Source organism: Paenibacillus sp. p3-SID867, assembly GCF_025142895.1.
Taxonomy (GTDB): domain Bacteria; phylum Bacillota; class Bacilli; order Paenibacillales; family Paenibacillaceae; genus Paenibacillus_AQ.
This window is the reverse complement of record NZ_JAMBDM010000015.1, coordinates 93202-112398: the sequence shown is the minus strand read 5'-3', so window position 1 is coordinate 112398 and position 19197 is coordinate 93202. Positions and strand designations below refer to the sequence as shown.

The window sequence follows — 19197 nt, the reverse complement described above, 5'->3', positions numbered from 1 at the left end:
ACATATTAAAGAATTATTGTTGCAAATTTAAACAATCAATGTTTGCGCTTTCGCATACATGCTGAAATATATCCCTCTTTATCCTAATATCTGCCGAAACAGAGGGAACTATTGATCGCAAAACAAAAAAGCTGAAACTATTGTTTCAGCTTTCTCCACAGGGTCGAACGGTTGATACCCAGCCGCTCCGCAACCTTCGTCTGATTAAATTGTTCTTCCTCCATAATCGCGTCGATGATCCTCTTCTCGATCTCATCCAGCGTACCATGAAGAAACTCGGGGCTCATCGCAGCTGACGGGTGACCTTCTTTCTTGGCAAGAAGCCGGGAAATGAGCGGCTTGCCGATCACGTAGCCCTTCTCCTCCGTCACTGCATCCTGGAGCAGGATTTTCAGCTCCGACACGTTGCCAGGCCAATCGTACTGGGTCAGCAGCTGAATCGCTTCATCCTTGATCTTGATCGGTGAAGTCCCCAGCGTGCCATGGTAGGACGCAATATAATAAGTCACCAATGGTTTGATGTCGTCCCTGCGATCGCGCAGAGCCGGCACGGCAATCCTTGCCGCCTCCTCATCCAGCAGGAGGGGATGATAATTCGAATCGTCCTTTTCCAGCGAGAGGATAATCGTGAACGCCCGGTTTTTCATCACGTTAATCCACTGCTTCAAATCCGCCATTTCTTCGGGAGCAATCGCATCCAATCCATGGATGTACAGCGTGCGGATGTCTTCATCCCAAGCTTCGTTTTTGTCTTTTTCCGACAAAGCCACAGCCTGCTTACCGGTAAGCCGGACATACAAGCCCTGGCCTTCGTTCTTTCGGTAATGAATATACCGGGAGAGCAGCTGCTTGCCTGTACCGGCTTCGCCGATGAGAATCAGGGCACGGCTGTCCAGATGGTTCTCGATCCGCTGCAGGCAGCCGCTCATCGCCTCGCTTTGCGATATCAACATCGGCAATTGGGCCACGGCCTCGACATGATAGCCTGCGGCCTCCCCATTTTGCTTCATCTCGGAAAAAGTGTACAGGTAGTACCGCTGTCCCTGTATTACTTTCAGCGTCCTTCTCTGCTTAAGCTTCCGGGTTCCGTCATCCTGAATCAGGACAGAGGCTTCCGCCTCCCGGTTTAGCCGTAGATCGGCTTGCAAGGCTTCCACCGGGAGCGGACAGGAACCATAATCCGGCCACTGTTCATATACAACCTGTCCCTCAGCATCCAATACGGCAAGGTTCGCAGCCGTTTCCTTCAGCAGTGCTTGCAGAAAAGATATTTCCCACTGCGTCTGTTCATGTAACCGAAACGCGGATTTGGCCTTTTGAAATGAATCGAAGATGGCCTCGCGCCCGGATTGGATCAGAATCCCTTCCAAATGGTGCTTGGCAGCTGCTTCTATCGTCACCACATCGCCCATGATTAATTCGAAGCCCTTCGTCTTCAGATCCTCCAGCAGCCGATCTACCTCTTCGGCCTTCTCTACCGTGAACACGTCAACCTCGATATCCAGCACATCGGTAATGGCTTTGGCTCCAAGCGTAATATTGGAGAAGCCCACAATGGCTTTTTTGCCTGGAAAATGATTGGCTAAGGTGAGCACGCGCAGCATGTCATAGCCTGAAACATGGACATCGATAACGGGAATGCGTACCTCGGATTCGATCAGCTTAGCCGTACCGCCCCGGCTAATAATCACGTCATATCCCATGCGTTCGCCTTCCTTTGCCAGAGGAACCGCTTCTAGCAAATTGCCGACCTCGACTTGCACATCCAGCTCCGGCTCTTCCTTCCGGCATTCTTCTATTAAATGGCTCATTGCGGGATACGGAGCAATAAATAACGTTTTAATGGTCATGATTGTCACCTGTATTTTCTTTGGTAAACCTTATTCTTGTTATTATTCTACCGTTTCTATATGAAATAACCAACTCTATATATGAAAAGGCACCCCAGCCAATGCAACCATCAACCAAAAAGGCCGATGGCGCCGAACAGAGTGCCTTATCTTATCTAACCTATGAAAATGTTACCTCACCCTAACACCTCTATCAATACAGATACAGCGCTTTTCGGCGCAAGGCTGAGGTTAAGGTGTTCCGTTCCTCGCAAGCGCAGTGCAGTACTCTCCACATGCTCGCTGTCGTTAAACAACACAACGGCAATCGATCCATCCGTGTTCTTGAATGCTACCGAACGGATGCACTCATTGCTGGTAGAAGCAATGCGAACCGCTTTCGGACGGATCACCTTACTAAAATGCGCCAGCGCATAGTAGTCCAGCGTATAGGTAAGCTCCTTCGTCTGCTGATTTACCGTGACTATGCCGCGGCAGGTGCTTTTTCCAAAGCCCGGAACGGTAGGGCCGTTCTTCTCGTCCAGCGCCATATTCCACAGCACGTAGGATTTACTGTGATTGCGAAGTATCTCGATTCCGGTTCGCATCACATTGGAGAAGGCCTGCTCAAACGGCGGGATCCACTCCCCGCCCGATCCTTCCGTGAAATGAACCTCTTTCCCCGGGAATGCATCGAACACTTCGGATTGGGCCGACGGCTTGCCGCCGTACCAGTGCCAAGCGACGCCATCCACAGCGTCTCCCGCTTGCTCAAAAACGGTCAACGGGTAGTCCGGCTTGTCCCAGTTATGGTCATAACAAAAGATTTTCGTATCGATACCGTTCTTCACGAATTGCGGCTTCAGATGATTCTTGATGAAATCGCTTTGCGCCTCGGGCAGCATGATCATGCCTGGATAATGACCCGGCGAGTACAATGCCTCATTTTGCGGCGTGATTGCATAGATTGGCAGACCGTTAGCTTCATACCCTTGAATGTAACGCACAAAATAATTAGCATACACCGAATAGTATTCGGGTTTCAGCTCTCCACCGATCATTGACCCGCTCGTCTTCATCCAGCCGGGCGGACTCCACGGGGAGCCCATCAGCTTGACGTCCGGATTCAAACGGAGCGCTTCCTGCAGGAGAGGAATAACGTCTTCCTCGTCATGCGCAATGGAGAAATGCTCCAGCTCTACATCCGTCTGACCCTCAGGCATATCATTATAGCTGTAGAAGTCACGCGCGTAATCGGATGCCCCCATCGGCTGGCGGAGTACAGATAATCCGATCCCTTCGCTGGGATCAAAGAGCTGCTTCATGAGCTCTGAACGCTGCGTCGCATCCAGCACCTGATGGATCAGATAAGCAGCGGAGTCCGTGAAGGACGCGCCGAAGCCGTCCATCTCCTGAAACGTCTGCTCCTCATCGATGACAACCGTATGCTGCTGTGCACCCGTAGTTACGGGTGTCAGCTGTGCCTTGTCTTTCTTCACGAATAATTCTTCTTCCCCGTTTGACTGGTAGATGGTGATGTTCAGCATGTTGTTTCCCTCCAGCTTTCTTGTGTCTTCCTATCCATGGCCTACTGAAGATAACTTTGGAAAGAGCTCCTCTCCTGTCAAGAAGGGGGCCCTCCCTACCATTACCCTAGAGTTATTTCAGCCCCAGCTTCTCTTTGTTCGCCTTCATCTTTTCGTTGCGAACTTCGACGATTTTATCCCAGTTGTTATCGTCCAGGAACTTTTTATATTCGTTCAAGAGACTATCGAAGGCTGCGTCGTCCTTGGAACGAATCATGCTGACGAGCGTGGAGTTCCATTTCGTATTGATGGCCGTCAGGGAGCGTGCTTCCGGTGTTCCCTGATCCGGGTTGATGTTCTCCAAAATAAAGTGCGGCGTCAGCTTGCCTTTGCCCCATTCCTGCATTTGCTTGATCGCATCCGGGAACGCATCCCCGCTCAGCGCTTTATGGCGGTCATGCCCGAAGAACATAAATTCGCCCATGCGGTAATCCTTTTTGAAGGTATCCGGATTGTTCATCTGAAGATCCTTTACGGCAGGGAGGAACTCCACCGTTCCATCTGCATTCACCTGGTAGGTCTCGCCTTCGATGCCGTAATTCATCAGCATTTGTCCTTCTTCGCTTAACAGGTAGGTGAAGAGCTGAATGGACTTGGCAGGATCTGCATTATTTTTCGTAATGAAGCTGATCATCCAGCCCGTGATACCGGATTGATTCAGCGTCGGCTTACGTCCTGCCGTGCTTTGCGGTCCGTCAATTGCGATGTATTCTTTGCCTTTGTTGTTGCTGTAGAAGCTCTGCAGGTTTCCGCCCTGCTGCGGCGTACCGTCCAGCATGATCGTTGCGTATTTGCCCGCCTTTACCTTCTCTTCAAAAGCCGTTCCGTCATCGGCAAAGCTGTCATCGCTGATCGCGCCGTCCCGATATACGGTATTGAACGCCTTCACCCAAGTCAGATAATCTTCATCCAGATTACGGTTATAGAAACCGCCATTCTCCTCCAGCGGTACGCCGATGAAATCCTGCAGCACGTCGCCAAGCGAGCCCGTTCCTTCGCCGATGGAGTTGAATCCAAGTGGAATCAGAGCAGGGAATTGCTTCTTGATATCAGCAAGAACGGTCCGGAATTCCTCCGGCGTTCCCATAGCAGGCTTACCTAACGCTTCGTAAACATCCTTGCGGATGATAAATGCCGTTTTGGCTGGAATGTTACCGCTGTCATAATCCTCCTGGGTATTGGAGTAGTTCGGATATCCGTACGTCTTGCCATCCTTCAATTGGAACCAGTTGAGGGTATCCTGCGCCGCTACTTTATTGAAGTAAGGGTCGTATTTCTCGGCCAGATCGTTCAGCGGCAGCGCCCATGTCGCCGCCTTCTGCACAACCGGAGAATTGGAGTCAAACGTCGTAATCAGATCCGGCATGTCCCCGCCGGCAAAAAACGTATTCAGCTTGGTGTCGTCACCCGTGATAAATTTAATATTGAAGTTCAGGTCTTCCTTAATCTTTTTAGTTACAACGTCCTTGCCAAAATCCGTATTCCACCAATCCGCATTCACGTACCACGTAAGCTCGGTTGTCTCTTCTTTTTTATCCAGCTGCCAAGCCGGCGTCTCGGCATTCGGTGTATAACGATCCTCGATCGAAACCCAATTTTCCTTCTTGGAGCCGGAATTCCCGCCCGACCCGCCGCAGCCGCTCACAACCAGCACAACCGCCATCAGTGCCGTAATCAGCGTAAGTCCTTTCTTGCCAAAAGCTTTGTTCATCAACATCCTGTAACCCTCCCTTTGAATAAAAGCGCTTACTTTTCAGACCCTGACTTGCTTCTGTTCCACCCCTTTAAAGAGCAGTTACTCTACTCTTTAACAGCTCCGAGCATCATGCCGGAGATAAAATATTTCTGTAATATTGGATACATCACAACAATCGGCAGCGTCGTCACGACAATTGTTGCTAGTTGGACCCCTTTGGTGGTCGTCTGAATCGCAACCGAACCGATATTTTGCATCGATTGGGTCTGAGACTGCACAATAATCTCATACAGCATCATCTGTAACGGATACAGCGACTGATCGGTGATATACAATTTGGTGGTCATAAAATCATTCCACTGCCCCACCCCGTTAAACAGGGCAATCGTCGCCATAGCCGGCATGGAAAGCGGAATGAAGATGCTCAGGAAAATTCTCCAGTCGCCCCCGCCGTCGATCTTCGCCGACTCTTCCAGCGAATCCGGTACGTTGCGGAAGAAATTCATCAGAATGATGACGTCATAAAAGCTTAACAGGGCTGGGATAATATAAACCCAGAAGCTGTTTAACATCCCCAAGTCCTTAATCAACAGGTACGTCGGAATCATGCCGCCCGAGAAAAACATGGTGACGACACCCATCGCGACGTAGAACTTGCGGCCGCGTACGTATTTTTTGCTCAAGCCGTAACCCACCATGGCACAGAAGAACACGTGCGTGATAACCCCGATCACGGTTTTGGCTACCGAGATGAAGAAGGCGTTCCATATATTCGCATCCCGGAACACAGCCTGATAATTCTCAAGCGAGAATTCGGTTGGCCAGAAGATGAACCCGCCCTCGGCAAGGGATCTGCCCGAGCTGAAGGATGAGACGACGACGTTCCATAACGGAACCACGATGATGATGGTAAACGTAACCAGTAAAATGATGTTGATCGTATCAAAGATCCTACTGTCGAGATCCCCTTTTGCTGCTTTCAAATTCACCGTAATACCTCCTTTTTGCACGACCTATAGGACGGATTGATTATCGTTCAATTTACTGGTCACTTTGTTGGCCGTAACGAGCAGAATGACGGAGATGATGGATACACCCAAACCAACGGCGGTGGCATAGGAGAAATCGCCCTGCGTCATACCCATCCGGTACACGTACGAGTTAATGACTTCAGCCTTTTCCCGGTTCTGCGAATTCATGAGCACCAGGGTTTGATCCAGATTTGATCCCAATAAACCGCTTACAGTAAGAATCAGATTCAAGCTGATAATCATCTTCATGTTCGGCAGCGTGATGTTCCAGATCTGTCTCAAGCGGCTGGCCCCGTCGATTCTTGCGGCCTCGTAGTAGGTAGGATCGATCTTCGCCATGATCGCCAGATACAGAATCGTTCCCCAGCCGGCCTCTTTCCAAATATCCGACAGCGTTGCGATCCACCAATACTTGCTTGGATCAAGCAAAATGTTTTGCGGCTGCGAGATCAGCCCCAAAGCAAGCAATATTTCGTTGAACAGGCCGGATGTCGAGAACCAGGTAATGAGCATGCCGCCCAATACGATCCAAGACAAGAAGTGGGGCAGGTAGGAGACGGTTTGGACGAATTTTTTGAAGCGCCCCATGCCAACCTCGTAAATCATGATGGCCAGAATGATCGGAATGACAAAGCCGATCGCCAATTTCAAGAAGCTGATGCCCAGCGTGTTGACAACGGAATCCCAAAAATACTTGTCCGACAAAATAATCTTGAAATTGTCCAGGCCAACCCACGGCGCGGAATCCAGCGTATCGATAACGGTGTAATTTTTAAACGCAATCGTCAAACCGTAAATCGGTATGTAGCAGAAGATGAACATGAAGATGACGCCGGGAATGATCATCGATTGAAGCTCCCATTGCCGCTTGTAATCAATAAAGAATTCCTTGATCCTCTGCCCCATCGGCTTTTTCCCGGTAGGTTGAACCGGGCCAGTGCCGGTTGACTGAACTGCAGCTGTTTTGCTCACCTGCTTAGCCTCCTTTGATACAAAACCGTCATAAAAACGTTTTTATTTTTGGGCGAAAAAATGCCCTGATTTTATGGAATCATTTTAAAAAAATGACTTGGTAAGTCTCGTCTCTTGGCTTAACCCAATTCATTCCGATTCATCTTCACATGACTGGAGCCGCGAACGACTAGTTCCCCTGGAAGTTTCTGAATCTTGCCCTTCTCTTTCTTCTGAATCATGCGCACCAGATGGTCCACGACCAGAATCCCCTGTCTGGCAATCTGATTGCGTACGGTCGATAAAGGCGGCGTAAAATACTGCGCGATATCGATATCGTCGAAGCCTACGACGCTGACGTCCTGCGGAACCTCGTATCCATGGGACTTCAACGCCCGAATGCAGCCGATGGCACTCACGTCATTACCGGCAAGAAACGCGTCCGGCACTTTGCCAGGGTGTAAGTGAAGAAACGATTTGACGGCGTTATAGGAACCCTCTTCCTCAAAATAGCCTTGCAGGATGTAGTCTCCGTCGATCGGAAACTGGCACTCCCGAAGCGCGGCCAGATATCCTTCTTTCCGCTGCACGCTGTCAAACATCGTATCCACGCCGGAGATGTAGGCAATCTTCTTATGTCCCAGGCTGATCAGGTACTTGGTTGCTTCATAACCGGCTACGTAAGAGTCGAATATAATGCTGCCCATCGTCTCACTCTGAACCTCGCGATCCAGAAAAACAGCCTTAATCTTGTCCTTCTCCATAGCGGCGATGTCTCTATCGTCGATCTTCAGCTCTTCAAAGATAATGACGCCATCCACCCGGCCGCCCATAATATTGCTCATGATTATCTGCTTATCCTTCGTCACGAATACGTTCAATCCATAACCCAGACGGTCACATTCACGTGACATCGACTCCACCAATGTGTAGAAGTAAGGCCCTGACACGCTTGTCGTAAAGAAGCCCAGCATCTTGGTCTTCCCCGACTTCAACAGCTTTCCGTTCAGGTTAGGCACATAATTGAGTCGCTCCGCCACCTTCAGCACATGGGATTTGGTCTCCGGGTTCAATACATCTACATCGTTCAATGCATTCGAAACCGTAGAAATGGAGACGCCGGCTTCTCTTGCCACATCCTTGATTGTTACTTTACCCATATAACCATTCCATTCTTCCTTTGCGATAAAAACGTTTTTATGTACATAAGTTACCACATACGCGAGGTGAACACAATGTTTTTTTGGAAGGGGTTACAAATATTTTTTCGATTATGCTCAGCGACCCCTGGGGGATAGATATGAAAAAAAGCAGGCACTCTTCAAATCGGTCCCCTTCATCGGTACCACTCTTCAAAGTGTGCCTGCAGAAATTGAATCTCTCGCTCATAATGGGCCACATGCCCCTCGTCGATCATGTTCTGGTAAGCCTTGTTGCCTTGTGCCGCACCGGTTGTAAGTGTATCGCATAATGCCTTGATGCGTCTAATAGTCCATTCTTTCAGGTTGGGAGGAGGTGATATGCCATAGGACTTAAAGAACAGCGATACTCTCTGCGTGCGATCCGCAGCATGTAATTCCGATTGATAAGGTATCGATGTCCCCGTAGTGTAATCTATTGCAAAGCTTGCCAGCGGGACTGAGGTGTACAGCATATAAACGACGTCCCAGATTCTTGGACCTGGCGCAGCCAGATCAAAATCAATCAGTGCAACCGGCACCTCGTCTTGAAACACGATATTGTATGGCGCGGCATCATTGTGACAGACCACTTCTTCGTCCCATTCCCCCGAAGCCTGAGAGTTATGTGCAACCTCCGGTTGGATTGAAGTTGCGGCAAAGTCCTGTACGGCGTCATGATAACGCCGTAACAACACAGCACTCTGGATAAGGGTATGATCCGACCATATATAGGGTTTAAAATCAGGATATTGGTTTCCCGGCACTTCGCCAGGAATGTAAGACAAGATCTCGCGACCGCTATGATCAATGCCTATGAACTTGGGGGCGCCTTCAAACCCCTGCTTATCCAAGTGTCGAAGCAAGTCATGCACGAAAGAACTCCATTCAGTCGTACGATGAACGTTATTACCGATACGTACGACTTCGTTCACATTGCCACCATGAAGTATTTCCTCCTTGTCACACATCCATAGCTCCCCTTCCCGCTGCTCCATGTGCCATCCCCAGCACATCAGCCAATCCCTCCAGATCCAATCCGTCGGCGGCAAAAGCGGTGCGAACGAGCTTCGGCGGGACGAACTCGTCATACTTGCCGAGATATGGCGCTTCGTCCGGATCCAGGAGCGCGCTTGCGTCCTCGCAATCCATCAGTTCCTGCTTGATTTCCTCCATCAGCGTCTTATGATCGACCCTACCCGCAACCACCATATAATACGGCTCCATCGGCACGATGGAGCGCAGCGCCAGCCGCTCGGACAGATTATGCTTCAGCAGTCGTTCCAGCGTGCGGAACTGCTTGCTGCCCGCCCAAGGCAGGATGAACAGGGAGTCGCCGCCCGCCGGTAGGACCACCTGCTTCAGCAGTCCGCTTTCCCGGGCGAGACGACGAGCCCGTTCCAGACGATTCACCGCGCCCGGCGCCAGATACGGATAAATGGCGCTGTCCGCCAGCACCTCCCGCATCTTCTGCACCACGCGAGTATGCACATCGCCGCCTGCGCCAAGCCATAAGGTATCGACCTTGCCTTTAGCCGACTTTACATACAGGGCCTTATGCTTCGTATCGACTTCCTCCACCTTCCACAACTTGCCCGCGAGCGAGAAGCAGTAGCCCGGCGGCGGCACGGTCGTAATCGATCCGATTTCTTCGGACCCGTTATATACGACATGCTCTTCATCGTCCTTAAACACCGCGTAGAAGCGGTAGTTGTTCACGATTTTCTCCCCGCCAAGGCCGATGATCAAGCTTCCTTCCTCCGTACGCTGGATATGGTCCGTCTGGAGCAAATACTGCAAGAACTCTTTGTATTCCTCCGGCTCGATGCCGCGGAAAGCCGGCAGCGTCAGCACCGCTCTCGCCAGATCCGGCGGCTCTGCCTCGCCCATGCTCTTGAGCGTGCTCATCGTCTGATGATAGAGCACGCCCACCGGCTTCTTCCGCAGGGCCAGCGGTTCGACCCACTTCTCGCGAATATACAGCTCGATGACCGCAATGGCCCGGAGCAGCATCCATGGCATGCGCGCAGGCAGCATGGCCTCCTCATCCTCGTCCTCCGGACAGAGGAACATCATCTCGGAGGCCTGATCCCCGCGCCGGCCGGAGCGGCCGAGCCGCTGAACGAAGCTGGAGCAGCTGTACGGCGCGCCCAGCTGAATCACCCGCTCCAGCTCGCCGAGATCGATGCCGAGCTCCAGCGTCAGGGTGGCTGCCGCAACCGCTGGCCCCGGCCCTTCGCGGAGCGCGGCCTCGGCTTCCTCGCGCAGCATCGCGGAGATGCTTCCATGGTGCACATGGAAGACGTCCCGCTGCTCGCGCTTGGCGGCAATCCGGCGCAGCTCGAGTGTGGTCAGCTCGGCATCCGAGCGGCTGTTCGTGAAGACCAGCGCTTTTTTCAGATGCGTGTTGTCGTATACGAAATCGTAATAGGCTTTACGAGCAAGCTCCAGCTGCTCCGCCTGCTTCTCATCCCGCGCATCCGGGAAGGAGAAATGCTCGACCGACAGCCGGAGCTTCCGCCCCCCTTGCGGCGAGACGACTTCGACCGCGTTCTTCGTTCCTGCGCCCAGCCAGCCCGCTGCGGTCTCGTAATCGCTAAGCGTAGCCGACAGCCCGATACGGCGAGGCGAACAGGAAGCCATTCGCTCGATCCGGGTCAGCTGGCTCAGCACCTGAATGCCCCGATCCGCTCCCATAAAGGCATGCACCTCGTCAATGATGACATACCGCAAATCCTGAAACAGCGCCGGGATGGCGTTCGGCCGGTTCATGAGCAGCCCTTCAAGCGATTCCGGCGTAATCTGCAGCACGCCCGACGGCTTCTGCATCAGCTTCGTTTTCTCGGCTTGAGAAACATCGCCATGCCAATGCCATACCGGCACCTGACCCTCTTTCAACAGATCGGAGATGCGTTCGAATTGGTCGTTTATCAGTGCCTTAAGCGGGCCGATATAGAGGATCCCTACTGAGCTGGAAGGCACGTTGTACAGTTCCGTCAGCGCCGGGAAGAACGCGGCTTCGGTCTTGCCCGATGCCGTACCGGAAGCGATCAGCAGATGATTGGGCGTGTCGAACAGCACCCGGCAGGCTTCCACCTGCGCCTCACGGAGTGTATCCCATCTTTTTTTATAGATGAATTCCTGAATAAACGGGGCCAGTCTGGAAAAAGGGTTCGCATTCATAATTCAAACTCCGCCAGCAGATCGTCCAGATCGTCCGAATCGGCACCATCTGGCCCTTTGCCCTGCGGCTGCGCTTCGGCACGCTCGCCTAGCAGCTCTTCAAACGTGGCCTCCGGATGCTGATGCAGCGTATGCAGCAGATCCATGAAATCCCGCACCACCTCGCGGGTGGTGAGCAGTTCCTCTGCTCCCAACCTATTCACGGCCGTCTGCATGAATGCAATGAGCTGATCATCCGTTAACTGCGCTTCATATTTGAAGTGCAGGGCGTGGATATCCCGCAGCTTTTGCAGAAGGATCAGAATCTCCTCATACGACAGCATGTCCAGCTTCAGGATGGGCGAAGTGTACGTTCTCAGCGAGCTGCTGCCGTAGCGTCCGTCGATTAGGCGGGAACGCAGCGCGTCATAACTGAACAGCCCCCGGCGCTCATCCTCGACAAACTGCGGCGTACCGCCCATGTAGATACCCAGATGCTCCGCTTTGCCCTGCATCGTGTCGTTGAACATGGTCAGCAGCTTCTCGTAGTTGCTTTGGCGGGATACGCTGTTGGTGATTTTGTAGAGGTTGACCCCTTCGTCAATGAACAATAGCAATCCCTTATACCCGATGGCAGCCGTAAACTCCGACCACAGCTTCATGTAATCGTACCAATTGTCGTCATCGATTATGACCCCGACGCCAAGGTCCTTACGCGCCTCCGTCTTCGTCGGAACTTCCCCGCGGAGCCAGCGCAGCGCCGCTCCCTTACGGTCATCGTCGCCAAGCTTATAGCCGTTCCAGTAAGCAGCGAGCACCTTCGCAAAATCAAACCCGTGCACCAGATTCTGCATGCCGTTTGTCACCGCATAGATCTGCAGCTCCACCCGATCATTCAGGGCAGGATCATCTGGCCGCATGCCCGTCTCCTGCATGATGTCCTGCTGGATCGCGGCAATCCATTTCTGCAAAATGGCCTCCAGCGCACCCCCGTCCGGACGCGTCCTTGTGGACAGATGGGTCATCAGCTCGCGGTATGTGGCAAGCCCTTGCCCTTTCGTGCCCACCAGCCGCCGCTCCGGCGACAGATCCGCATCCGCCACCACGAAATCGCGGTCCATCGCGTAGTTGCGGATGATCTGCAGCAGGAAGCTTTTGCCACTTCCGTAGCGGCCCGTAATCAGGCGGAAGGCGGCGCCGCCCTCAGCGATATTATCCATATCGCGCAGGATCGACTCCACCTCCGGCTTCCGGCCGACGGCGATGAACTCAAGCCCCACCCGTGGCACAACCCCTGCCGTCAAAGAGTTCACAAGGGCGGTTGTGAGCCGTTTCGGTATTTTTAGTTCCGTCATAGTTCCACCTCTTTCAAGCATCTTACAGTCATAACGAATCCTATCGATTTCAAAACATCCAGTTATACGGACCTCAATGTTTCCAGCATATCTATATAATCATCTGCAATGATCTCTCCATCGATCAAAAGATCACCAATGGTATCCATCGCGGCTTCATTGATCTCATCGAGCAATAACGCTGGCATAGAACCGGCCTTCTCCGCAATTTGCTGCAGCTCCGAGCGGTTCGGCCCCGCCTTGAGGGCATGGAGAACCTCCAGGTGGATCGGATTTAGACGCTCTGCGAGCTCCTGCCATTCCTCATCCTCTACCTCCCATTGCCACAACTGCTCTCCTACTGTAGTCATCCCTATAAGGGCCTCTTCATCTACGACGTGCGGGTCCCTAACATGGGTACCCCCAGCTTCAGATGAATGCTCTTCTAGAGAGCCCATGGACTGCATCAAGCGATCATCAGCACTCCCTGACGGCTCCATAGACCTTCCGTTAGCTGCTGCTGATTCCGATTCTTCCGTGTTCACGGAACGAACGATAACATCCGCATCATCAAGCTGATCACGCACATCTAAGGAATCGAGCTCATAAGGATCCGCATCAAAATCCATCACCGCCTGGAACACATCCGGTTTCTTCGCCGCCGATTTTCGGGAGGACCGACCCTTGGAAGGCACAGCCAGGTTAGTGCTTGTTCCCGTATCTTCGGAGTGGCCTGAAGAAGCACCAACAGATGGAGCAGACTCCGGTGCCGGCTGGCTGTTGATTACTTCAGCCTGCTGCAGACCGGCTTCCTCCGTAATCAGCATGTCGCGGACCTGGTCCGACTCCTGCTGTAATCGGCGCAGCTTCCCGGTGTCGATCTGAACCTCAGGTATCGCCTGTCTGCGCTCCGCCTCGAGCTGCTCCTGAATCTCTTTTTTCAGATAACGGCTGATAATCTCTTCCACTTCGGGCTCAACTGCATCCGCGCCGCGCAGCCGTCCCTTAAAGCCCCTCAGCTCCCGCAGTTTATTCTCAGTCAAGCGAACCAGTCCCGTTATATAGGAACGCAGAGGAGCATACTCGCTTAACGACACCACGGTCAGCACGACGTTTCGCCCGTATAATCCATGATCGTACACCGCGCTGCGGAATAAATGCCGTTTCACCTGCCGAGGCCGCGGCTGAAAACGGTCGATGAAGCGCTGCCCCTTCATTTTGGCTAAGTAGCTGTCCACGAGCGCAATCACCTTGGGGGCATACTGTTCCAGATCCTTGCGTCCATTCTCCTGGTAAAAACGGCTCTTCTCCACGTCATAATCCAGCAAATCGAGCAGCAGCTCCCACGTCAGCTCCACGGGCTGGAGGGAGAACCGACGCTTCCATTCCTTCTCCTTCAGCTCACTGGATAGAACGCGCGGAAAGCGCTGGTACGTTTCGCGGATCGGCATATCCAGGCCATGCACGATCATAAAATCATATAACCACTCCCGCAGGTACGTATCCAGCTTGGTATAACGCTTACGGTAGGCATGCCACGCCTGCTCCATCAATTCATAGCCCTGCAGGGGATCGCTCCAGCCCACGCCATGGATCAGCTCGTAAAAATAGACAAACAAATAGGATAAGTCCGTATCCGGGTACCGCCCGGACCTGACTTCCTCCCGCCAGTAAAAATACCACTTGAACTGGTCGCTGGCCATCTGGTCGTAGGTCGGCCAATAGCTTTTGAAAGCCACAAAAGGGGCCTCTCCCTCCACATGCCATGCGAGCTCCCTTGCTTTCTGCACGAATTGCTGCTCCTTGGTCACGTAGCGGAAGTCCTCGCCCCAATTCATATCCAGCGGCTGCTGCGGCTTCACAATCAAGGATTTCTTCGTTGGTGCCACAGGATTCATGGGTTCCTGCTCCTGATGCAGCATATCTGAGTGCTTGTCCGGCAGCGAAACGTCCTGCTCATCACCGGCCAGCTCGAATTCGGCAAAACGAATCCCCTGGTCGCTCACGTGCGTAGTTTGTCTTATATGTTTTATCTGATTGTCGTTGTTAGGCTTATCGTTTGTCATCGAACATGAACCTCCGTCACAACTTCAATTATACCATTTAACCGATAGGGACTACCCGGTTTTCACATGTTTCTCATCTGTATTATAATGGACGGAATGATAGTCTAGCGAATGACTTTATGCTGAAAGGACCTTCGAATGAATAAATGGCTGAAAGCATTGTTATTTCTAGTGGGCGCGGCTATTCTGACAAGGCTGATCCCCTTCTCTTCCTGGTTCCGTATCCTGGATACGATGATCCATGAGCTGGGGCATGCCGTCATGACCCTACTCATGTCGGGGCGGGTGCTCAGCATCGAGCTGAATCCCGATCACAGCGGCGTGACCTATTCCATGCTGGCTTCTGGCGGCTGGAGTCCGATTGTGGTCTCGCTAGCAGGTTATATGTCGGCGTCCCTGTTCGCCATTCTGATGTTCTACGGCTATGCCAAGAAAAAGCAGGCCACCGGCCTGATCACCATTACCGTGCTTGCTCTCATTATGATCATTTTCTTCGTTCGCGCCGGCTATGGATTATGGTGGCTCATTATTTTTATGATCGTGAATTTGATCTTCTATTTCCTCGCCGAAAAAATACGTAATTTCTACTACCTGCTGCTTGCCTTTCTCGTGCTGGAAGAGTCCGTGGTCGGTCCGCTAACCCTCCTGACCATGGCGCTGACCCAGCCCAAGCAAGCAGGCGACGCCTCCAACCTGGCCAACATGACCGTGCTCCCGGCCTTTGTCTGGGCACTGTTGTTCCTGCTGTTCTCCCTGTGGTGCGCGAGGATGGCGCTCCAGCTGTTCTGGAAGAAGCGGTGAAACAGTTAATTGCAAGACAGGCAAAAGAAGCCAGCGTTATCCAATCTTTGGAATGACGCTGGCTTTTTTAGAAGGACCCGTTGGCAGCTTGGAATGTCCTCAGGCATGGTTTCCCTTCGAAAGGAGGCGAAGCCATGAAAGTGAAAGATGCATTAACGATTATGTTCCTTTTTGGAACGTTCATTCTTGCTCTTTTAACATACATTAATAATAACAACAAGAGAAAGTAAAAACCCACCCAAAGGTTGAGGCCAGAGGTGGGTTTTGTTCCTATCGACTTAGAAGGGATAACCATCCAAGCCAATTGTACTGACCAAGTGTTCGCTGCACTTGGTCTTTATTACATATATAATAACATAATGAAAAAAATGTATCAAAGTGTAGGATGAACATTGAAACAAGAAGAATTAAGTTGAAGGTAAACGAAAATGGCAGCAGCTCCATCACATAACAACGTATCCGCGCTGGGGCATTGCCCATGGTCTGCTCGAGGCTTTTCAAAGAAAATCGAAACGAAAAATCATCATAAAAAAATGGGCTGCCCGGCAAGTCGTTTTTCACTACGAATAGACAGCCCAATTACTATTAAACTTTACATTAATGGTTTGTATTTGCCATGATCACCGGCACCGCACCAGCAAATCGATCGGATAGCGGCCTGCATTCCGTCCATACAGACTGATGCCACCTTCCTCGGCCCGCAGCTCCAGTCGGAAGCTGCGCTTGCGGTCAAGCTCTGCCGCGAGTCTTCCCGGCACCTGCGCCTGGCACAGGTATCCGTACGAACCGGCCTCTTCCAGAAGGTTATGGACCGGCTGATAATGCCACGACAGCACGCCTCGGCTATCGGCAGGGTCATCCGCGAGCACAACATCGCCGATTTGGACATCGTCCACCCACACGGAGATACGGGATTCATGCAGCTCTTCATCTGTCATATAGTACGTGCTCGGGTTATACTCCACGTCCGCCGATGCCCCGTGCATAAAGTCAATTCCGTGCGTCCGATGCCGCGCCCCCTCGATATTTCTGGCCAATAAGCGTTTCGCGCCAGCCTCGAAGAGTATCTCGATATCGCGGATCAGCGGCTGTTCGTCGCAATCCGGCAGCTGCACATCATAGATGAATCGTCCCTCTCCACCGCCATTCACTTTGGAGCCTTGAAGCGCCTCCCACATGTAGGCGAAGCTTTGCTCACGGAATGTGTTAACCGGGATGCTTACGGTGTTGCCTTCCGCTCTATCTGCAGAGTTCCGGTTCCCGTGCTCCTTGCCGCCACGCACGTCAAACGTTGTAAAGTTACGCGTCACTACACCGCTTCCTTCATTCAAGAGACGAACACCGAGGATGGCAACCGCATCCGTCTCCGGCATGCGAAGCTTCAGTTCAGTTATTGGTGCTACACCATAGCCGTCCCATGCTACTTCCAGAGTACCTTGATCAGCCACAAACTTCGTTCCGAGCTGATCATAGGATAATTCCCAGGCAAGGGTAAGCTTCTGCCCATGATATTGATCCGAATAACTGGAACGCAGCAGTGGTATGGTCTTCTCTGCCCCTTGGTCCAGCGTCTGACAAGGCGGTGCGTCAATAACGATGAAGTCCGGCGTGTGCAGATCGGCGATCGTCATGCCCGGCACAAAATCTTCGTACCCAAATTTTTTGTCCGTCCCATCCAGACGGTAGTAGCCGTTGAATTCGTTTGTTACGTCGCGGAACTCCGTAAATACGAAGCCGCACAGCTTATCATGGCGCCGGAATTCGTTCAGCATGTAACGGTAATGCCATGCGAGATCGCTATCCCCGGCTCCTCCGTCAATTCCCCACACGTTCCCGCATTCACTGTTCATGAGCGGAGCGTCGCCTTGCTGATTGCCGCCGATATAGTTGTGTTCGGACCCTGGATAGGTCTTCTGGACAATCTCCTCGATATGATTCCGCAGCGGTTCATAACCGTTGATGTAAAAATGCCAGGTATTGATATCCGTCTCCACATGATCGTAAGCGCATGGAGAATTGTCTTCCACAATCCGGGTCGGGTCCAGCTCCTTGGCCCATCTGTATTTCTCCCTTACCCACTCCTGGGTCTCCGGAAGATAATACCGATGCTGTCCTTCGCCGCCCGTCAGGCCGGCAGACTCACTATCCGTGCGGAGTCCCCAAGTTTCGTTAAACATGACCCATGAAAAAATCGACGGATGATTCCGGTCCCGCTCAATCACTTCCAGCGCTTCGCGCTCATAGGCGGCACGCGCGGTCTCATCCGGATTGCCCCAGAAGCACGGCATATCCTCCATCACCAGAATCCCGAGTTTATCCGCCCAATACAGCTTGCGGGGTTCCTCCGGCTTGATATGAATCCGCACGAAGTTCAGTCCAAGCCGTTTCATCAGATAGATCTCGTCCCGCATCTCCGTATCCGTCGGGTAAGTGAAGAATCCCGTCTGGTGATAGGACTGGTCCAGCGTTCCATTTAAATAGACCGGCTTTCCGTTCAGCGTAATCCAGCGGTAATCCCGTCCGTCAAACTTCGCCGTTCCGATCTCCCGTATGCCAAAATAAGTATGGACGACATCTTCGCCGGAAGAACTCGTGAGACGCAGCTCCCCTTCATATAAGTGAGGGGTTTCGGGACTCCACAGCCGCGGGTCGTTGACTTGGAACACCGTTGTCCGTTCATTCGCGCCTTCTTGCAGTTCCCACTCCACCTGATGCGTAACCGAGCCCTCCGCAAACGAGAGTTGGAGTGTCACTGCCCCTGCTTCTTGAGCCTGGATCTTGGATTTCAATTCAATCTGACCGTCAATGGAGGTCGTAAAGATGGCTTGCTCCATGTAGGTTTGCGGCCGGGCCTCCAGCCAAACCGGCTGCCAAATGCCCCGGATCTCGCCATACCCCTGCTTCCCGCGGGCTTGGTAATTGTGGTCGAAGTCCTCTGCACGCACCACGATCGTATTATCTTTTGCCGAATCCCACACCGTTGTCACGTCAAATTCAAAGGCTCCGTACCCGCCTTGATGCGAGCCGACAAACTTGCCATTGACCCATACATCGCACAGATAATCCACGGCCCCAAACCGCAGAAAGACTCGGGACTGCTTCTTCGCCGGCTCCCATTTCACGGACCGACGATACCAGCCTACCCCCTTCTCGTTACGCTCAATACCGGACAAGGGACTGACCCAAGAGAACGGCACCGTAATCTCTGAGGTAAACAGGCTGGCGTCTCCGCCCTGCAAGACAGCAGCGGAATCACCGGTGCCAGTATCCACTTGTTTCCGTACATCATCTGATCCTTCCGTATCGAGCCGAAACGACCACTGGCCGTTCAAATTCAGCCAGTCTTTTCGTTCAAAGTCCGGTCTGGGGTACTCCGCGCGCGGAATTTCTGTATGAATGGAGGGTGCTACAGAAGTCTTCATGAAGCGAACACAACCTTTCCTTTTCTGAATTCGCCCCTATTCTAGCACCTATATACAATAAATGCAATGTACATTATACTTTTACAATATATCGAATTTATTGTACACTTGGAGTCACTATAACTCTTCAGTAAAGGAAGG

Annotated in this window: 13 protein-coding genes; 2 read left to right on the top strand and 11 right to left on the bottom strand. The window is 52.2% G+C overall.

Annotation, left to right across the window (positions count from 1 at the left end; translation table 11 throughout):
- Nucleotides 1–137 precede the first annotated feature (137 nt).
- The 10 genes from M4D81_RS26130 to M4D81_RS26085 form a co-directional block, all read right to left on the bottom strand.
- Entirely contained in the window at nt 138–1850 is a 1713-nt protein-coding gene (locus tag M4D81_RS26130; RefSeq protein ID WP_260068547.1) for a sigma-54-dependent transcriptional regulator, read from the bottom strand.
- Nucleotides 1851–2026: 176 nt separating this feature from the next.
- A complete protein-coding gene (locus M4D81_RS26125) occupies nt 2027–3376 on the bottom strand; it encodes a glycoside hydrolase family 30 protein (protein WP_260068546.1) in 1350 nt (449 codons plus the stop codon).
- Nucleotides 3377–3488: 112 nt separating this feature from the next.
- Nucleotides 3489–5132: a type 2 periplasmic-binding domain-containing protein gene (locus M4D81_RS26120; protein ID WP_260068545.1), complete on the bottom strand. Its 1644-nt coding sequence runs from the start codon at nt 5130–5132 to the stop codon at nt 3489–3491.
- 83 nt (nt 5133–5215) lie between these two features.
- Nucleotides 5216–6100 (bottom strand): carbohydrate ABC transporter permease, encoded by an 885-nt coding sequence (locus M4D81_RS26115; RefSeq protein ID WP_260068544.1) that lies wholly within the window; start codon nt 6098–6100, stop codon nt 5216–5218.
- A gap of 24 nt (nt 6101–6124) precedes the next feature.
- Entirely contained in the window at nt 6125–7114 is a 990-nt protein-coding gene (locus M4D81_RS26110; RefSeq protein ID WP_216535182.1) for an ABC transporter permease, read from the bottom strand.
- Between the two features lie 119 nt (nt 7115–7233).
- A complete protein-coding gene (locus M4D81_RS26105) occupies nt 7234–8253 on the bottom strand; it encodes a LacI family DNA-binding transcriptional regulator (RefSeq protein WP_071219522.1) in 1020 nt (339 codons plus the stop codon).
- A gap of 176 nt (nt 8254–8429) precedes the next feature.
- Nucleotides 8430–9287, bottom strand: coding sequence for a phosphotransferase (locus tag M4D81_RS26100; RefSeq protein WP_260068543.1), 858 nt, complete (start codon nt 9285–9287; stop codon nt 8430–8432).
- Complete coding sequence (locus M4D81_RS26095) at nt 9235–11454, bottom strand: DEAD/DEAH box helicase (RefSeq protein WP_260068542.1); 2220 nt, start codon at nt 11452–11454, stop codon at nt 9235–9237. The genes M4D81_RS26100 and M4D81_RS26095 overlap by 53 nt, the downstream gene beginning before the upstream one ends.
- Nucleotides 11451–12788 (bottom strand): ATP-binding protein, encoded by a 1338-nt coding sequence (locus M4D81_RS26090; RefSeq protein ID WP_260068541.1) that lies wholly within the window; start codon nt 12786–12788, stop codon nt 11451–11453. Before M4D81_RS26090 ends, M4D81_RS26095 begins: the two co-directional genes overlap by 4 nt.
- Nucleotides 12789–12850: 62 nt before the next feature.
- On the bottom strand, nt 12851–14833 hold the full coding sequence (locus M4D81_RS26085; RefSeq protein WP_260068540.1) for a TerB N-terminal domain-containing protein: 1983 nt from the start codon (nt 14831–14833) through the stop codon (nt 12851–12853).
- Nucleotides 14834–14971: 138 nt separating this feature from the next.
- Between M4D81_RS26085 and M4D81_RS26080 the strand changes: the two genes are divergently transcribed.
- Nucleotides 14972–15634 (top strand): M50 family metallopeptidase, encoded by a 663-nt coding sequence (locus M4D81_RS26080; protein ID WP_260068539.1) that lies wholly within the window; start codon nt 14972–14974, stop codon nt 15632–15634.
- A 134-nt stretch (nt 15635–15768) separates the two neighbouring features.
- Entirely contained in the window at nt 15769–15864 is a 96-nt protein-coding gene (gene comI / locus M4D81_RS26075; protein ID WP_260068538.1) for a competence inhibitor ComI, read from the top strand.
- Between the two features lie 390 nt (nt 15865–16254).
- Here the strand turns inward: comI and M4D81_RS26070 are convergent, their stop codons facing one another.
- A complete protein-coding gene (locus M4D81_RS26070) occupies nt 16255–19056 on the bottom strand; it encodes a glycoside hydrolase family 2 protein (RefSeq protein ID WP_260068537.1) in 2802 nt (933 codons plus the stop codon).
- Nucleotides 19057–19197: the final 141 nt, after the last annotated feature.